Origin of the sequence: Allobosea sp. OK403, from assembly GCF_900113835.1 — a bacterium.
GTDB lineage: Bacteria > Pseudomonadota > Alphaproteobacteria > Rhizobiales > Beijerinckiaceae > Allobosea.
In genome coordinates, this window is record NZ_FOQV01000003.1 from 400,077 (window position 1) to 416,993 (window position 16,917).

Annotated in this window: 14 protein-coding genes; 6 read left to right on the forward strand and 8 right to left on the reverse strand. The window is 67.2% G+C overall.

From position 1 onward, the window contains the following. Positions 1–29 precede the first annotated feature (29 nt). The 5 genes from hutI (at position 30) to BMZ97_RS13190 (ending at position 6,054) form a co-directional block, all read left to right on the forward strand. Complete coding sequence (gene hutI / locus BMZ97_RS13170; RefSeq protein ID WP_092171372.1) at positions 30–1,238, forward strand: imidazolonepropionase; 1,209 nt, start codon at positions 30–32, stop codon at positions 1,236–1,238. Beyond that, entirely contained in the window at positions 1,235–2,770 is a 1,536-nt protein-coding gene (gene hutH / locus BMZ97_RS13175) for a histidine ammonia-lyase (protein ID WP_092169916.1), read from the forward strand. The genes hutI and hutH overlap by 4 nt, the downstream gene beginning before the upstream one ends. Positions 2,771–2,999: 229 nt before the next feature. Further along, entirely contained in the window at positions 3,000–3,806 is an 807-nt protein-coding gene (hutG, locus tag BMZ97_RS13180) for an N-formylglutamate deformylase (RefSeq protein ID WP_092169918.1), read from the forward strand. Then, on the forward strand, positions 3,803–5,470 hold the full coding sequence (hutU, locus tag BMZ97_RS13185) for a urocanate hydratase (RefSeq protein ID WP_092169921.1): 1,668 nt from the start codon (positions 3,803–3,805) through the stop codon (positions 5,468–5,470). The genes hutG and hutU overlap by 4 nt, the downstream gene beginning before the upstream one ends. Positions 5,471–5,472: 2 nt before the next feature. After that, on the forward strand, positions 5,473–6,054 hold the full coding sequence (locus tag BMZ97_RS13190; RefSeq protein WP_092169924.1) for a HutD/Ves family protein: 582 nt from the start codon (positions 5,473–5,475) through the stop codon (positions 6,052–6,054). Positions 6,055–6,189: 135 nt separating this feature from the next. Here the strand turns inward: BMZ97_RS13190 and BMZ97_RS13195 are convergent, their stop codons facing one another. The 5 genes from BMZ97_RS13195 to BMZ97_RS13215 form a co-directional block, all read right to left on the reverse strand. After that, positions 6,190–7,266, reverse strand: coding sequence for an SAM-dependent methyltransferase (locus BMZ97_RS13195; RefSeq protein ID WP_244546392.1), 1,077 nt, complete (start codon positions 7,264–7,266; stop codon positions 6,190–6,192). 367 nt (positions 7,267–7,633) lie between these two features. After that, complete coding sequence (locus BMZ97_RS13200; RefSeq protein WP_092169929.1) at positions 7,634–8,419, reverse strand: ABC transporter ATP-binding protein; 786 nt, start codon at positions 8,417–8,419, stop codon at positions 7,634–7,636. After that, positions 8,416–9,189 carry an ABC transporter permease gene (locus tag BMZ97_RS13205; RefSeq protein WP_092169932.1) on the reverse strand — a complete coding sequence of 258 codons (774 nt, stop codon included), beginning with the start codon at positions 9,187–9,189 and terminating at the stop codon, positions 8,416–8,418. The genes BMZ97_RS13200 and BMZ97_RS13205 overlap by 4 nt, the downstream gene beginning before the upstream one ends. Then, positions 9,186–9,695: a mismatch-specific DNA-glycosylase gene (locus BMZ97_RS13210; RefSeq protein ID WP_244546393.1), complete on the reverse strand. Its 510-nt coding sequence runs from the start codon at positions 9,693–9,695 to the stop codon at positions 9,186–9,188. Before BMZ97_RS13210 ends, BMZ97_RS13205 begins: the two co-directional genes overlap by 4 nt. Positions 9,696–9,700: 5 nt before the next feature. Continuing rightward, positions 9,701–10,663 carry an ABC transporter substrate-binding protein gene (locus BMZ97_RS13215; protein WP_092169939.1) on the reverse strand — a complete coding sequence of 321 codons (963 nt, stop codon included), beginning with the start codon at positions 10,661–10,663 and terminating at the stop codon, positions 9,701–9,703. Between the two features lie 287 nt (positions 10,664–10,950). On the opposite strand from BMZ97_RS13215, the gene BMZ97_RS13220 reads away from it, so the two are divergent. Continuing rightward, entirely contained in the window at positions 10,951–12,507 is a 1,557-nt protein-coding gene (locus BMZ97_RS13220) for an acetolactate synthase large subunit (protein WP_092169942.1), read from the forward strand. A gap of 144 nt (positions 12,508–12,651) precedes the next feature. On the opposite strand, the gene BMZ97_RS13225 is transcribed toward BMZ97_RS13220, so the two are convergent. The 3 genes from BMZ97_RS13225 to BMZ97_RS13235 all read right to left on the reverse strand — a co-directional run bounded on the left by BMZ97_RS13225 (position 12,652) and on the right by BMZ97_RS13235 (position 16,873). After that, on the reverse strand, positions 12,652–13,692 hold the full coding sequence (locus tag BMZ97_RS13225) for a histone deacetylase family protein (protein ID WP_092169944.1): 1,041 nt from the start codon (positions 13,690–13,692) through the stop codon (positions 12,652–12,654). 81 nt (positions 13,693–13,773) lie between these two features. Continuing rightward, a complete protein-coding gene (locus BMZ97_RS13230) occupies positions 13,774–16,119 on the reverse strand; it encodes a putative bifunctional diguanylate cyclase/phosphodiesterase (RefSeq protein WP_092169947.1) in 2,346 nt (781 codons plus the stop codon). 145 nt (positions 16,120–16,264) lie between these two features. Further along, positions 16,265–16,873, reverse strand: a complete 609-nt coding sequence (locus BMZ97_RS13235) for a TetR/AcrR family transcriptional regulator (protein ID WP_092169950.1) — start codon at positions 16,871–16,873, stop codon at positions 16,265–16,267. Positions 16,874–16,917 lie beyond the last annotated feature (44 nt).

Sequence of the window (16,917 nt, forward strand, 5' to 3'; positions counted from 1 at the left end):
CGCGGGTGGCGCAACGGCCGGATGAATTTCTGATCTGCGACCGGGTTTGGACGAATGCCCGGCTCGCCACGATGGCGGCAGGCTCCCGCACGCCTTATGGCGCGATCGAAGATGGCGTCATCGCCGCACGCGACGGGCGCATCGTCTTCGCTGGAGCGAAAGGCGAGGCGCCTGCGTTCGATGCGGTGGATACGATCGATTGCCGCAATCGCTGGATCACGCCCGGCCTGATCGATTGCCACACCCATCTCGTTTATGGCGGCGACCGCGCCCATGAATTCGAGCTGCGCCTGCAGGGCGCGAGCTATGAGGAGATCGCGCGCGCTGGCGGTGGCATCCTCTCCACCGTGAAGGCGACGCGGGCTGCAAGCGAGGCCGAACTCTTCGCCAGCGCCGACCGGCGGCTCGCCGCCTTGATCGCGGAAGGCGTCACCACCGTCGAGATCAAATCCGGCTATGGGCTGGAGACGGAAACCGAGCTGAAGCAGCTTTCGGTCGCACGCCGGCTCGGGCGCGAGCGACCGGTCGGCGTGCGCACGACTTTTCTGGGCGCGCATGCGGTGCCGCCGGACTATAAGGGCCGCGCCAGTGACTATGCCGAGCTCGTCGCCGGGCCGATGCTCGACGCTGTCGCCGCGCGGGGACTGGCGGATGCGGTCGATGTCTTCTGCGAGGGCATTGCCTTCTCGCCCGAGGAGACGGCACGCGTCTTCACTGCGGCCAAGGCCAAGGGCCTCGCGATCAAGATCCACGCCGAGCAACTCTCCAATCTCGGCGGGGCCGCCTTAGCCGCCGAACATGGTGCGCTCTCGGCCGACCATCTCGAATATCTCGACGAGGCCGGCATCATCGCCATGGCGAAGGCTGGCACGGTCGCGGTGATCCTGCCCGGCGCCTTCTATTTCCTGCGCGAGACACAAAAGCCGCCGATCGCGCTACTGCGCCAACATGGCGTGCCGATCGCGCTCGCAACCGACGCCAATCCGGGTTCCTCGCCGCTGACCTCGCCGCTCCTGGTGCTGAACATGGCCTGCACACTGTTCCGGTTGACGCCGGAGGAGGCGCTGGCCGGCCTGACCCGCAACGCCGCTCAGGCGCTGGGCTTAAGCCGCGAGATCGGCACGCTGGAAGCCGGCAAACGCTGCGACCTCGCGATCTGGGAGATCGAGCGCCCGGCCGAGCTTGCCTATCGCATCGGCTTCAACCCGCTTCACGCCCGCATCTGGAATGGACAATGACCTCGCCTCTCCTGCTCACACCCGGCCACGCCCCCCTGACGCATTGGCGCGACGTGCTCACCGGCACATCGCTCACGCTTGATGCGGCGAGCGCCGGCGCCATCGCCGCAGCCCAGGCGATCGTCGACGACATCGTCGCCGCCGGCACCGTGACCTATGGCGTCAATACCGGCTTCGGCAAGCTCGCCAGCGTGCGCATCGCCGATGCGGACCTCGCGACGCTGCAGCGCAACCTCATCCTGTCGCATGCGGTCGGCACCGGCCCGGCCCTGCCCGACAGCGTGGTGCGCCTGATCCTTGCCATGAAGGCGGCGAGCCTGGCGCGCGGCGCCTCCGGCGTGCGCCCCGTCGTGGTCGAGGCGTTGCTCGGCGCGCTCGCTGCCGATGCCTTGCCGGTGGTTCCGGCGAAGGGCTCGGTCGGCGCCTCCGGCGACCTCGCCCCGCTGGCGCATCTGACAGCCGCCCTGATGGGGGTCGGCGAAATCAGGCTGAAGGGCATGGGGCTGCCAGCGGCAGAGGCCCTGTCGCGCATCGGCCAGGCCCCGCTCGCGCTCGGCGCCAAGGAAGGGCTCGCGCTGATCAACGGCACACAGGTTTCGACCGCGATCGCGATCACGGCGCTGTCCGAGATCGCGCGCGTCTTCGACGCCGCGCTCGTTGCCGGCGCGCTCTCGGTCGACGCGCTGAAGGGCTCGGATACGCCGTTCGATCCCCGCATCCAGGCGCTGCGCGGCCAGCCCGGCCAGATCAAGGTTGCCGCCACCTTGCTGACGCTGATTGCGGGCAGCGAAATCCGCGACAGCCACCGTTTCGGCGATACGAAGGTGCAGGATCCCTATTCGCTGCGTTGCCAGCCGCAGGTGATGGGCGCGGTGCGCGACCTCCTCGGCAACGCTGCCGCGACGCTCGGCATCGAGGCAAATGCCGTGACCGACAACCCCTTGGTGCTGGGGCCGGGCGAGATCGTCTCGGGTGGCAATTTCCACGCCGAGCCGGTCGCCTTCGCCGCCGACATCCTCGCCATGGGGCTGTGCGAGATCGGCAATCTCTCGGAGCGGCGCATGGCGCTTTTGGTCGACCCGGTGATGAGCGGCCTGCCGCCTTTCCTGGCGCGCGACGCCGGGCTCAACTCCGGCTTCATGATCGCGCAGGTGACGGCCGCCGCCTTGGCGTCCGAGAACAAGCAGAAGGCCTATCCGGCTTCCGTCGACACCATCCCGACCTCCGCCAACCAGGAGGACCATGTCTCGATGGCGACGCATGGCGCCTATCGCCTGCTCGATATGGCGAGGAACGCCGCCAGCGTCATCGGCATCGAATTGATGGCTGCGGCGGAGGCAATCGAGCATCACCGGCCGATGAAGACGAGCCCGCGGCTGGAGCCGGTGCTGGCTCTGCTGCGCGGACGCATCGCGCCGCTGACGGCCGACCGCTATCTCGCCCCGGACCTCGCGGCGGCAACCGACCTCGTGCTCAGCGGCGCGGTCGGCCAGGCGGCAGGGTTGGATAGTTTTGCGGAGTTTTCGGCGTGAGCCCTCACAATAATAAGCGCGGGGAACCCTCTCCCGGAGGGAGAGGACAGGGTGAGGGGTCGGCCGTTCGACCAGATGAGCGCCGCGCTCACCGCACACTCAGATTTGAGCCAACGATATCAGGCCCACACCTCACCCCTGCGCCTCTCCTTACAGGAGAGGGGTTCCCCGCGCCTTTTCCCATTGGGATGTCGCCCGGCTCCAGGGTCCGGCGGCAGGGACTGCGAGCATGACCGACATCGTCACCGTCACCCCAGGCCCCTCGCCTTTCATCCTCTCGATGCCGCATCCCGGCACCGGCCTGCCCAACCAGGTCCGCGCCGCTCTCAACGAGACCGGCCGCAGCGTGCCCGACACCGACTGGCACATGCGCCAGCTCTACGGCTTCGCCGAGCGCTTCCAGCCGACGATCGTCGAGGCGGGGCTGTCGCGCTATGTCATCGACGTCAATCGTGACCCCTCCGGCGTGTCGCTCTATCCCGGCCAGGCGACGACCGAGCTCGTCCCGACCACGCGTTTCGACGGCGAGCCGATCTGGGCTCAGCCGCCGGATGCGGCCGAGATCGAGCGGCGACGCCAAACCTATTTCCAGCCTTATCATGAGGCGCTGGCCGCTGAGATCGCGCGGGTGAAGGCGCTTCATGGCTGGTGCCTGCTCTGGGACTGCCACTCGATCAAATCGGTGATCTCGCGCCTGTTTCCCGGTGCGCTGCCGATCTTGAACCTCGGCACGAATTCGGGCGCGAGCTGCGCGGCGCCCGTCGAGGCGGCGGCCGTCGCCGCGATGGCGGGCCAGCCCTTCACCCAGATCGTCAATGGCCGCTTCAAGGGCGGCTGGATCACGCGCCATTACGGCAAGCCGGCCGCGCATGTGCACGCGATCCAGATGGAGATCGCACTCTGCGCCTATCTCGCCGATGAGGCGCCGCCCTGGACCTTCGACGAGGCCAAGGCCGCCAAGCTCCAAGCCGCTCTCTCCAGCATCATCGCAGCCGCGCTGGACGCGGCCGCCAGCTTTGAAAAGGCTCAAGCATGACCCGTATCGACAACAGCCGCGTCATCCGTAGCCCACGCGGCAGCGAGCTCTCGGCCAAGAGCTGGCTGACCGAGGCGCCTTTGCGCATGCTGATGAACAATCTCGACCCCGATGTCGCGGAGAAGCCGGGCGAGCTCGTGGTCTATGGCGGCATCGGCCGCGCCGCCCGCACCTGGGAGGATTTCGACCGGATCTGCGCCTCGCTGCGCTCGCTCGAGGCCGACGAGACCTTGCTTGTGCAATCGGGCAAGCCCGTCGGCATCTTCAGGACGCATCCGGACGCACCGCGCGTGCTGATCGCCAATTCGAATCTCGTCCCGGCCTATGCCAATTGGGAGCATTTCCACGAGCTCGATAAGCTCGGGCTGATGATGTACGGCCAGATGACGGCCGGCTCCTGGATCTATATCGGCACGCAAGGCATCGTTCAGGGCACTTACGAGACCTTCGTCGAGGTCGGCCGCCAGCATTATGGCGGCTCGCTCAAGGGCAAATGGATCCTGACCGGAGGCCTGGGCGGCATGGGCGGGGCGCAGCCGCTCGCCGCCACCATGGCCGGCGCCTCGATGATCGCCATCGAATGCAAGCCCTCCTCGATCGATTTCCGCCTTCGCACCCGCTATCTCGACGAGAAGGCCGATAGCATCGACGAGGCGCTGGAGATCGTCGAGCGCGCCCACAAGCAGGACAAGGCCGTCTCGGTCGGCGTGCTCGGCAACGCGGCCGACGTGTTTCCCGACATGGTCCGCCGCGGCATCCGCCCCGATGTCGTCACCGACCAGACCTCGGCGCATGACCCGCTCAACGGCTATCTGCCGGCCGGCTGGACGCTGCAGGAATGGGAGGAGCGTCGGGAGCGCGACCCCGCCGGGACGATCCTGGCGGCGAAGGAATCGATGGCGACGCATGTGCGCGCCATGCTGGATTTCCAGAAGATGGGCGTGCCGACGCTCGATTACGGCAATAATATCCGCCAGATGGCGAAGGATATGGGCGTCGCTGACGCCTTCGATTTCCCCGGCTTCGTGCCGGCCTATATCCGGCCGCTGTTCTGCCGCGGCATCGGGCCGTTCCGCTGGGCGGCACTTTCGGGCGACCCCGAGGACATCTACCGCACCGACCAGCGCGTCAAAGAGCTGATGCCGGACGACACCCATCTGCACAACTGGCTCGACATGGCGCGCGAGCGCATCCAGTTCCAGGGCCTGCCCGCCCGCATCTGCTGGGTCGGGCTGGGCGACCGGCACCGGCTCGGCCTCGCCTTCAACGAGATGGTGGCGAAGGGCGAGCTCAAGGCCCCGGTCGTGATCGGCCGCGACCATCTCGATTCAGGCTCCGTCGCCTCGCCCAACCGTGAGACCGAAGCGATGAAGGACGGTTCGGACGCGGTCTCCGACTGGCCACTGCTGAATGCCTTGCTGAACACAGCGGGCGGCGCGACCTGGGTCTCGCTGCATCATGGCGGTGGCGTCGGCATGGGCTATTCGCAGCATTCGGGCGTCGTCATCGTCGCCGACGGCACGCCCGAAGCCGCGAAAAGGCTGGAGCGCGTGCTCTGGAACGACCCGGCGACCGGCGTGATGCGCCATGCCGATGCGGGCTACGAGATCGCGATCGACTGCGCCAAGGCGAAGGGGCTGAAGCTGCCAGGCATCCTGGGGTGACCATGCGCCTGATCCGAGCCAGCGAGTGCCGCGCCATGCCATGGAAGAATGGCGGCGGCACCACGACCGAAATCGCCGTGCATCCGCCGGGCGCTTCGCTCGATGCCTTCGACTGGCGCATCTCCATGGCGCATGTCGGCGGCGACGGGCCGTTCTCCAGCTTCCCCGGCATCGACCGGACCCTTGCGGTGCTGCGCGGCGACGGCATCCGCCTCGCCTTCGACGATGGCGAGGCGATCACGCTCGACCGGCAGACGAAGCCCTTCGCCTTCGCGGCGGACCGCGCTGTCGCGGGGCAGCTCGTGGCCGGGCCGATCGACGACCTCAACGTGATGAGCCGGCGTGGCAGCTGGACTCATGCGATGCGGCGCATCACCGGAGCGAGCCCGCAGGCCGTCAGGATCGATGCGGGCCTGCTCGTCCTTGTCGCCCATGCCGGCGGCTGGACCGCGAGAGCGGCGAGCCGGACCGAAGCGCTCGCGCCCGGCGACAGCGCGCTTCTGGAAGGCCCTGGGACCGTTGAGCTCAGCGCGGCCGAGGCCGATGGCGAGCTGTTTGTGATCAGTTTGCTGCCATTGGCCTGACGCCGTGCCGTCATGCTCGCCCTTGTGGCGAGCACCCACATCTTGAGGTCTGCGACCAGCGAAGACGTGGATGGCCGGGACAAGCCCGACCATGACGAGAAGCCTCGGCCCTTCGCCGCGAAATGGCCGCAGCCGCTATTGCGGCTGCTCCATGTAGCCCCGCGTCATCGGCAGCGTGTCGAGCCGCTTGGTGAGCTGGAACTGGAAGACGACGAGGTCGTCATGCCGGAAGCTCGCCTCCGAGGCCGCGAGATAGAACTCCCACATCCGGGCAAAACGCTCGTCATACATCGCAACCGCCTCAGCGCGGCGGGCCAGGAAGCGCTCGCGCCAGGCCTTTAGCGTCTCGGCATAATGCAGCCGGAGCACCTCGACATCGGAGATGATCAGACCCTCATGCTCAACCGCCGCCGTCACCTCCGACATCGCCGGGATGTAGCCGCCGGGGAAGATGTATTTGGCGATGAAGGGGTTGGTCGCGCCGGGCGGCGAACTGCGGCCGATCGTGTGGATCAGCGCGACGCCGTCATCCTTCAAGAGTTCCGCGACCTTGCGGAAGAAGGTGCGGTAATAGCCGACGCCGACATGCTCGAACATGCCGACCGAGACGACCCGGTCGAAGCGTTCCGGGACGTCGCGGTAGTCCTGCAGGCGGAAATCGACCGGCAGGCCTGCGGCGGTCGCGCGCTCCCTGGCGACGGCGAGCTGCTCCTGCGAGAGCGTGACGCCGGTCACGTTCGCGCCTGTCTCGCGCGCGATCGTCAGGCCGAGCCCGCCCCAACCCGAACCGATATCGAGCACATCATGGCCCGGCCTGATCGCGAGCTTGGCCAGGATGTGCCGCTTCTTGGCGATCTGGGCCTCGGCGAGCGAGGTCTGCGGCGTCGGGAAATAAGCGCAGGAATACTGCATATCCTCATCGAGGAAGAGCCGGAAGAACTCCGCTTTGAGATCATAGTGATGGGCGACATTGCGCCGCGCCCAGCCAAGCGTGTTGTGCTGATGGAAGCGCCGGACGCTGGTCCTCAGCTTCGCCAGCGCCCTGGCCAAGGCCGTCGGGTGGCTGCGGTGAACACCGGCGACCAGCACGTCGAGCAGATCGTAGAGGCTGCCGCGCTCGACCACGACGCGCCCCTCCATCACCGCCTCGCCCAGGGCCAGCTCCGGGTCCAACGCGAGCTGGAGCTCGGTCGGCCGGTCGGCGATGCGCATCCTGAATGCGGGCGTACTCCCCTTTCCGACGGATTGCAGCGATCCATCGGCGAACACAACATCGATCCGCGGCTCCTTCACCAGCCGGGACAACATCCTTGCGATAAGCGCGTGCATCGGCCCCACCTCATGGCAGCACCCCTCTACAGATAAGATGGCAAGCGACTAGCGCAATAAAATAGCCCTTTTGGTGCAATTCCGACCATCGCCAGCCGCATGCCGGATGAGCAACCGGGTGCTAGATATGCCGGGTGGTTCTAAGAGCTCGTTTGGATATTCGAGCCCTCATCTTGAGGAGTCGCGCAGCAGCGTCTCGAAGGATGAGGGCTCGCGGAGTTTCCAAACGAGCTCCAAGAGCACCTCAACGCTAGTGGACCTCCGCCGCCAGCACGGCCTCGACGCGGATCTCCTCGACCAGCCGCTCCTTCAGCGCCACGAATTCCGGGCTCGTCTTGATGGTGTAGGGCCGCGGATGGGGCAGATCGACCGCGATATCGGCCTTGATCCGGCCGGGCCGGGCGCTCATCACCACGACGCGCGAACCGACGAAGATCGCCTCCTCGATATCGTGGGTGACGAAGAGCACGGTCTTCTGCTCGCGCTCCCAGATGCCGAGCAGCATCTCCTGCATCAAGGCGCGGGTCTGGTTGTCGAGCGCCCCAAAAGGCTCGTCGAGCAGCAGGATCTTGGGGTCGTTGGCGAGCGCGCGCGCAATCGCGGTGCGCTGCTGCATGCCGCCCGAGAGCTGTTTCGGGAAATGATCGACGAAGGCGGAGAGCCCGACGCGGCCGGCCCAGTCGCGGGCGAGAGCGAGCCGCTCGCGCTCGGGCACGCCCTTCTCGCGCAGGCCGAAGGCGATGTTCTCGATCACCGTCAGCCAGGGAAACAGCGTGTAGCTCTGGAAGACGAAACCGCGATCGGCGCCCGGTCCGGAGACAGGCGCACCGTCGAGCAGGATGCGGCCCTCGCTTGCCGTCTCCAGCCCGCCGATGATGCGCAGCAGCGTGGATTTTCCGCAGCCCGACGGGCCAAGAATCGTGATGAAGTCGTTATCCGCGACGCTGAGCGTCGTCGGCGTCAGAGCCCGCGTCGACTGGCCGCCACGCTGGGCCGGAAAGACCTTGCCGACATTCTCGATGATCAGCTTGCTCACGCGCTAGCCCATGGAAACAGGCGCTGGTTGACCGCCTTGAACAGGAAATCCGAGACCAGGCCGATCAGCCCGATGACGATGATACCGAAGATGATCTGGCCGGTGTTGAGCAGCGCCTGGCTGTCGGTGATCATGTGGCCGATGCCCGATGACGAGCCGATCAATTCGGCGACGATGACATAGGTCCAGGCCCAGCCGAGCACGAGGCGGAAAATCTCGGCGATCTCGGGGGCGGCATTGGGCAGGAGCACGCGCCTGACCACCGAGCTGTCACTGGCGCCCAGCGTATAGGCTGCATCGACGAGATCGCGCCGGACGCCGCCGACCGCGACCGCAATCATCAAGATGAGCTGGAAGACCGAGCCGATGAAGATGACGAGCAGCTTCTGCGCCTCGCCGATGCCGGCCCAGAGGATCAGGAGGGGAATGAAGGCCGAGGCCGGCAGATAACGCGCGAAGGAAACGAAGGGTTCGAGGAACGCCTCGACCGGCTTGTAGGCGCCCATCAGGATGCCGAGCGGCAAGGCGACGACGACCGCCAGCACGAAGCCGCCGATGACGCGCCAGATCGTCATGCCGATATCGAAGGCGAAGCCGTACTGGACCAGCAGGCTGTAGCCTTCCCGCAGCATGGTGAGCGGGTCGGCCAGGAAGAGCCGCTGCACATAGCCGCCGAAGGTTGCGACGGACCAGAGCACGACGAACAGTGCGAAGAAGGCGACGCCGTAGCCGACCCTTGCGCCGCCGGAGACCGGCTGAAGCGGTTTCATGCGGCGGCTCCCATGGTCCCTGCGACCGAGGCCAGCTCCCGCCAGGGCTCGATCGACCAGAAGCCGGCCGCCGCGCCCGAGGTCGAAGGCAGGACGAAGGCTGCGGTTTCCGCGATCTTCGCCGCTTGCAGGCCGTAGGACAGCGCCGGGCCGGAGAGTCCGAGAGCCGCTTGCGCCGCCCGCTTGCCGTTGAAGGCGACGACGGCTGGGGCATGCGCCCGGATCTTGCTCATGAAGCCCTCGACATCGAAATGGGATCGCAGCAGGGCGGCGTCCGGCCCCGAAGTCGCCTTGGCGACGTCGGTGAGCCCGATGCCGTATCGCGGCAGATCGTGGAAATCCATCGGGCCGAGCCGCTCGGTGATCAGCCCGACCTCATGCAGCGTTTTCCAGAACTTGTTGCCCGGCCCGGCATAATAGGCCCCGCGACGCGCGGAGGCCGCCCCGGCTTGCGTGCCGCAAAACACGATACGCAAGCCGGGACGCAAGATATCGGGCAGGATCACCCGGTTCAGCCGCCGATGACGTATTTCGTCTCGACCAGCGTACCGAGATCCGGCTTCGCCTTGATCAGGCCGATCTCGAGCAGGAGGTCGGCAGCCTTGGCGGAGAAAGCCTGCCATTCCCCGGAGAAGAACGTCTTGTTCCCCGCGGCATCCGACCAGCGCAGATAGGCGGCCGACTTGCCGAACTGCTCGCCGCTCTGCTTCACATCCGCGCCCATGATGCCATAGGCCTTGTCCTTCTCGGCCTTGATCAGGTCGAGAGCCTCGAAATAGCTCTTGGTCAGCGCCTTGGCGGCATTGTCATTGGCGGCAAGGAAGGCGGGCGTGCAGCCCAGCGTATCCATCACCATCGGGTAGTCGAGTGTGGTGGCGATGATCTTGCCGGCCTCGGGCTTGTCGCGCACGGCGGAGAGATAGGGCTCATAGGTCAGGGCCGCGTCGTTCTGGCCGGCGATGAAGGCCTGCGCCGCTGGACCTGGCTCCATATTGACCACGGTCACGTCCTTCACGGACATGCCGTTCTCCTTAAGCATCCAGGCCAGCGCGAAATAGGGCGAGGTGCCGGGCGCCGAGGCTGCGACGGTCTTGCCTTTGAGCTCCTTGATCGAGGCCGTGGCGTTGCGGGTCACCATGCCGTCGGCGCCGTAGCTCTTGTCGAGCTGGAAGATCTGCTTGCTCTTCACGCCCGCACCGTCCCAGACGATCCAGGTCTCGACGGTGGTCGCGGCGCATTGGATGTCGCCCGAAGCCATGGCGAGATGGCGGTCCTTCTGCGGGATCTTCTTCATTGTGACGTCGAGGCCGTTCTTGGCGAAGATTCCGGCCTCCTTGGCCAGCACCAGCGGGGCGAAGCCGGTCCAGCCGGAGATACCGATGGCGACCTTGGTCTGCGCCTGCGCGGCGCCCGCCGCAATGAAGCCGGCGAGACCGACGCCGGCCAATGCCGCGATACGCTTCAAACCTGTCATGATGTGAGCCTTTCCCCTGTTGTCGTCGGATGATCCGGGCGGCGAGACGCCACCGCGCCCTGAAGCGAGCCCAGATGCAACCTTCGTTCCAAAGAAGGTTAAATGCATATGCAAATCCGTCAAGCCGTGCCCTCAAGTTGCGCCCGAGCCGCCCCCTTGGCACCCATCACGCGATCTCGACCCCGCCATGAATTTCTCGCGTTTGACAGTGCGCCAAACATCTTTTCCCCTGAGGCCTCCTTTCGCGCTCAGCGCGTTCTCCACCAACCCTGTCCGGGATGATCCGAATGAACGGCGCCGACCGCCTCTGCGACACGCTCCTCGTCAACGACGTGGATGTCTGCTTCGCCAATCCCGGCACCTCCGAGATGCATTTCGTCGCGGCGCTCGACCGCAAGCCGCAGATGCGCTGCGTGCTCGGCCTGTTCGAGGGCGTGGTGACGGGCGCCGCCGACGGCTATGCCCGCATGGCCGACAAGCCGGCGGCGACCCTGCTGCATTGCGGGCCCGGCATGGCGAACGCGCTCGCCAACATGCACAATGCAAGGCGCGCCTGGACGCCGATGATCAACGTCGTCGGCGACCACGCAACCTACCACCTCCAGCATGACGCGCCGCTGACCAGCGACATCGAGAGCCTGGCCAGGCCGATGTCGCATTTCGTCCGCCGTATCGCCTCGGCCGAGGATGTCGGCCCGGCGATCGAGGAAGCCTATGTCGCCTCGCTGACGCTGCCGGGGGTCACCACCGTCATCCTGCCGGCCGATTGTGCCTGGAACGGCGTCGAGCCGGCCGAGCTGAAGCCGGTGAAGCTATCTGCGCTGAAGAGCGTCGACGCCGCCACGATTCGCGACGTCGCCGCCGGGCTGCGCAAGCATGGCGCACGCGCCGCGATCATGCTGACCGGGCTCGCGCTGCGCGAGGCACCGATGGAGATGGCGGCGCGCGCCTGCGCCGCGACGGGGGCGAAGATCTTCAGCCAGATGTCGAACGGGCGCGTTCAGCGCGGCGCCGGCCGCGTCGCCATGCCCAAGATCCACTACCCCGTCGACAAGGCGCTCGATCAGCTCAAGGACGTCGACTATCTCGTGCTGGTCGGCGCACAGATCCCGGTCGGCTTCTTCGCCTATCCCGGCAAGCCCGGCCGGCTGGTCCATGAGGGCTGCGAGATCGTGACGCTGGCCCGGCCGGGCGACGACCTGCCCGGCACGGTCGCCGCCCTCACCGACGAGCTCGGCGCGACGAAGACGGCGCCTGCCTTCATCGCCCCGCCGCGCCGGGAGCAGCCGGCGTTGCCGACGGGAACGCTCGATGCCGACAAGGTCTGCAGCATCGTCTCGACCCTGCTGCCGGAGAATTGCATCGTCTGCGACGAATCCGTCTCCTCCGGCCGGATGTTCTATTTCGACTGCCACAGCGCGCCGCAGCACGACTATATCCAGCTCACCGGCGGGGCGATCGGCGAGGGCATCCCGCTCGCGGTCGGCGCTGCGGTCGCCTGCCCGGACCGCAAGGTCATCGGCATGCAGGCGGACGGCTCGGGCATGTACACGGTGCAGGGGCTGTGGACGCAGGCGCGCGAGAATCTCGATGTCGTCACGGTGATCTTCGCCAACCGGACCTATGCGATCCTGCATGGCGAGATGCGCGCCGTCGGCGTCAACGACTTCGGCCGCAACGCCAAGCTGATGCTGAACCTCGACGAGCCGGCGCTGGACTGGGTCTCGATGGCGCGCGGCATGGGCGTCGAAGCCGCCCGCGCCACGACGGCAGAGGAGTTCACCAAGCTGTTCAAGGGCGCGCTCGGCAGGAAGGGGCCGTTCCTGATCGAGGCGGTGATCTGAGGGTGTGATCCCGTGCGCGCTGCGGCATGTAAATGCCGCTGCGCAGACACGGGATCGCATGACGGGTAGGGCGCCTTATTCTGACGACGATCCCGCATCTGCGCAGCGGCACTGCGCGCCGCAGCGCGTGCGGGATGACAGGCGCTACTTGAACCCACCCAGGAACGCATCGAGGCAGCCGCCGATCGCCTCGATCGCGTAGCCGCCCTCCTGCACCACCAGCGTCGGCAGGCCGAACGCCTTCACCTTCGCGCCGATCGTGCCGAAATCCGCTGCGTCGAGCTTGAGCACGCCGATCGGGTCGTCCTTGTGGGCGTCGTAACCGAGCGCAATCACCAGCGCCTCGGCCCCAAAAGCCTTGATCGCCGCGCCGGCCTCGTCGACCGCCGCCGCCATCGCCTCTCCACCCGCGCCATGGGCCAGCGGCAGGTTGAGATTGAAGCCCTCGCCCGGGCCGTTGCCGGTCTCGTCGGCATAGCCGGTGAAGAAGGGATAGTAGTTCACCGGGTCGGCATGGACCGAGATCGTCAGCACGTCGTCGCGACGATAGAAGATCTGCTGCGTGCCGTCGCCGTGATGGGCGTCGACATCGAGGATCGCGACCTTACCGAATTTCGAGCGCAGGCGCTGCGCCGCGACAGCGGTGTTGTTGATGTAGCAGAAGCCGGTGGCGCGGTCGGCGCGGGCATGGTGGCCCGATGGGCGGCAGAGCGAATAGACCGCGCGCTCGCCGGACAGGATTGCGTCGGCGCCGGCCACCGCCGTCTCGGCCGAGCGCAAGGTCGAGGTCCAGCAATGCTCGCCGACCGGGACCGAAAGATCGCCGAGATACCAGCCGAGCTGGCCCATGATCCCGGTCGGCCGGCAAGGCGGCCGGACGGATTCGTCGGTGCGCCCGCTCCAATAGGGGAAGGTGTTGGGCCAGGCTTCCGGCCCGCGCTCGGGCAATTCCAGCCAGCGCGGCCAGAGCGTCTCGAGGAAGCGCACGAAGCCTTCGCTGTGGACGGCCAGAATCGGGTCGGTGCCGCTGGCCGCCGGCTGCTCGGGCGTGACGCCGTGCTTCTTCAGCGCGCCGAGCAATTGCGCCGTGCGCTCGGGCAGGTCCTTGGGCGCCACGATCTTGCCGAAGCGCATATATTGCTGCGGGTCATGAAGCGACTGGTCGGGGTGATAGAAGGCGCGCATGCGTGAGACGGTCCCTGGAACGAGCGAAGGCAGGATAGTTGAGCAGAGGGGAGAGATGCTAGCAAAGCCCGCGCCGCGCCGTCAGGCCGCAACGACGCTGCCCCGCCCTGCATCAGTCGAGGGGTTCGCCGGCATGAGGCTCGGCCGATTGACGAGCCAGGGCACGCGGCTCGCCGCGACAGGCTTCGAATAGCGGTAGCCTTGCACGAAGCCACAGCCATGACGCTGCAGGAAAGCCTCCTGCGGGACGGCCTCGACGCCTTCGGCGATCACGGCCAATCCGAGATCGGCCGCCAACCCGAGGACGGCGCGCACGATCGCCGCGTCCTCGCCCTCCTCGCCGACATGCCTGACGAAACTGCGGTCGATCTTGATGACATCGACCGGGAAGCGCTTGAGATGTGTCAAAGATGCGTAGCCGGTGCCGAAATCGTCGAGCGCGACGCGCACGCCATTCGCACGCAGGCTGCGCAGCGCCCGCTCGGCCTCGTCGCCATTGCGTGTCAGCAAGACCGTCTCGGTGACCTCGACGCCGAAATGCTCAGGCGCGATGCCCGCCCGCGCCAGCCGCGCCAGCAGATTTGCCGGCAGTTGCGGATCGTGGAAAGCGCTGGGCGCGAGATTGATCCAGATGCGCGGCACAACCACGCCCTGCTCCAGCCAGCCCCGCAGATCGGAGATGGCGGCGTTCAGGATCGCCTCGCCGATCAGCTTGCTCGTCTCGGGATCGTCCAGGCCGAGCCGGAAGGCGCTCGCCGGGACGATGCCCCGAGCCGGATGCTTCCAGCGCGCCAGCACCTCGAAGCCCTCGACGACGCCCGTCACCAGATCGACCTGCGGCTGGTAGAAGGGCAGGATGCGGCCCTGCGAGACGGCTTCGGTCAATTCGGCGCAGATCGCGACGCGTGCATTCATCGCCTCGCGCATCGAGGCGTCATAGATGACCGCCATGTTCCGGCCGAGCGCCTTGGCGCGGTAGAGGGCAAGATCGGCATCCTTCAGCAATTCGCCGCCATCCGCATGATGCAACGGTGCGAGCGCGAAACCGAGGCTCGCCCGCGTCGAGACCATCTGCCCGCCATGCACGAAGGGTGCGCGCAAGGCGTCCAACAGGCCATCGGCCCTGATCTGGGCCGCCGCCGGCCCCGGCAGGCTCCCGGAGAGTACGACGAACTCGTCGCCGCCGAGCCGCGCCACGAGATCGGCATGGCCGACCTCGCGGACCAAACGCCGCGCGGCCTCGACGAGCAGCGCGTCGCCGGCATCATGGCCAAGCGTGTCGTTGACCGATTTGAAGTCGTCGAGATCGACCAGCAGGAGACTGACCGTCTCGCCCTCTGACCGCCTGGCGAGCGCTTGCTGCAAACGCTCCTGGAAGAGGAGCCGGTTGGGCAGGCCGGTCAGGGCATCATGCGTCGCCTGCCAGCGCGCACGCGCCTCGGCGGCCTTGCGTTCGGTGATGTCGACGATGCCGGCAACGACAGCGCGATTCTGGCCCATCGGCAGCGAGGCTGCGGTGATGACGGCGTCGCGGATCGCGCCGCGGCCGTCCCGGATCGTCGCGTCGAAAGCGTTGACCCTGTCCTCATGCTCAAGCTCGCTCATGAAGACGCGCCGATCGTCGCGATCGACATACTCGGCCATGGTGCGGCCCGCGAGATCCGTCGCCCCCGGCTCGCCGAGATAGCGCAGCGCCGCATCATTGGTACGCAGGAAGCGGCCATCGCCCAGCGAGGCCACGACGAGGGGGATCGGCACCGCCATGAACATGCGCTCGACCAAGGCGCGGCTCTCGCCCAGCGCCTCCTTGGCCGCGCGCTCCGACTGGGTCGCGGTCCATTCGAGCCGGCGCAGCCGGTTGGCATGGACCACCACGAGGCCCAGCGCGAAATTGAGCATGACGAGCAGGAGCACGAGGCCCAGCGTCGTCGCCGGATAGGGGCCGGGGCCGAGATAGCCGAGCAGCATGAGGATGCTGCAGCCGACCCCGAGCACGAAGGTGGTGCGGAAAGAGGTCGGCGCAACCAAGTAGAAGATCGACGGCAGCAGCAGCACGACGAAGAGGGCGAGCTCGCTGCGCGAGCTCACTATCAAGGCGACGGCGAGCGCGCAGGACACCTCCCACAGGATCGTCACCATCTCGGCCTGCCGGAAGCCCGCCACCTTGCGGATCAGGCCGACACACACCAGCGAGGCGGCGATCACCGCCAGCCGCGCCGGAACCGCGATGAAGAACTGCGGCGTGCCGTGGAAGCGCCAGTCGCTGACGAGGAAGAGCGTATTCAGCACCGCCGAGAGCAGGAAGATCAGGCGGCACTGCCGCAATGTCTCAGGCAAGCGGCCAGCCTGGAAGGCTGCTTCCTGCGCGGCGTCGCGGAACTCGCCGCCGAATCGAAGACTTGCACCGTGAAGGCCTGGATCACTCATGCCGCATCGTCGGTCGGCGACCGTCAAGACAGAGTTAAAGCAAAGCTCTACCTACACGAAATGCGTGTGCATCAGGTAAGAGCAAGAAAATCTCCGGCTCCCACCAATGGCCTCACGAAGCATCGCGCGCGTCGCGGCCAGGCCGTTACGGCGTCGCTTTCGGCGCGATCAGCGCCGCGAATTCGGCGGCGAGCTCGGCGACCTCGTAGCGGCCTGGGCGGTACCAGTCGGTCGAGCCGTTCAGCGCGCCGAGCAGGAAATTGCGCAGCGCCTCGGGCGCGCGCTCGGCCGGCAGCACATCAGCGGCCTGCATCTCGGCGACAAGCTCACGCCAGACCTCCTCATAGGCGCGGCGCACCCGGCGCACGCTGTCGGGCGCGGGCGACGCCCCGAATGTGAAGGTCTTGATGCTGGCCGAGGTGTAGTCGCCATGGCCGTGGAGCGCGGTGAGATGCGCGCCGATCGCCGCCTCGAGCCGCTCGCGCGGCGTCGCCTCGGCATGCCCGGCCAGGGCCGCGACGACCGCCTCATGGACGAAGCGGACGCCGTCATTGACCACCGCCTCGACGATCTCCTCCTTCGAAGCGAAATGGTAGTAGAGGCTCGCCTTGCGGATGCCGACGGCCTCGGCGATCTCGCGCAACGTCGTCTGGTGATAGCCGCCCGAGCGCAGCAGGCGCGCGGCGGTGTCGAGGATGAGCCGGCGCGAACCGCCTTCGACGGGCTCACGACCGCCCTTGTCTACCGCCACCATCACCGCGTGTCGTCCCGGACAAGCGGCGAAGCCGCGCCGATCCG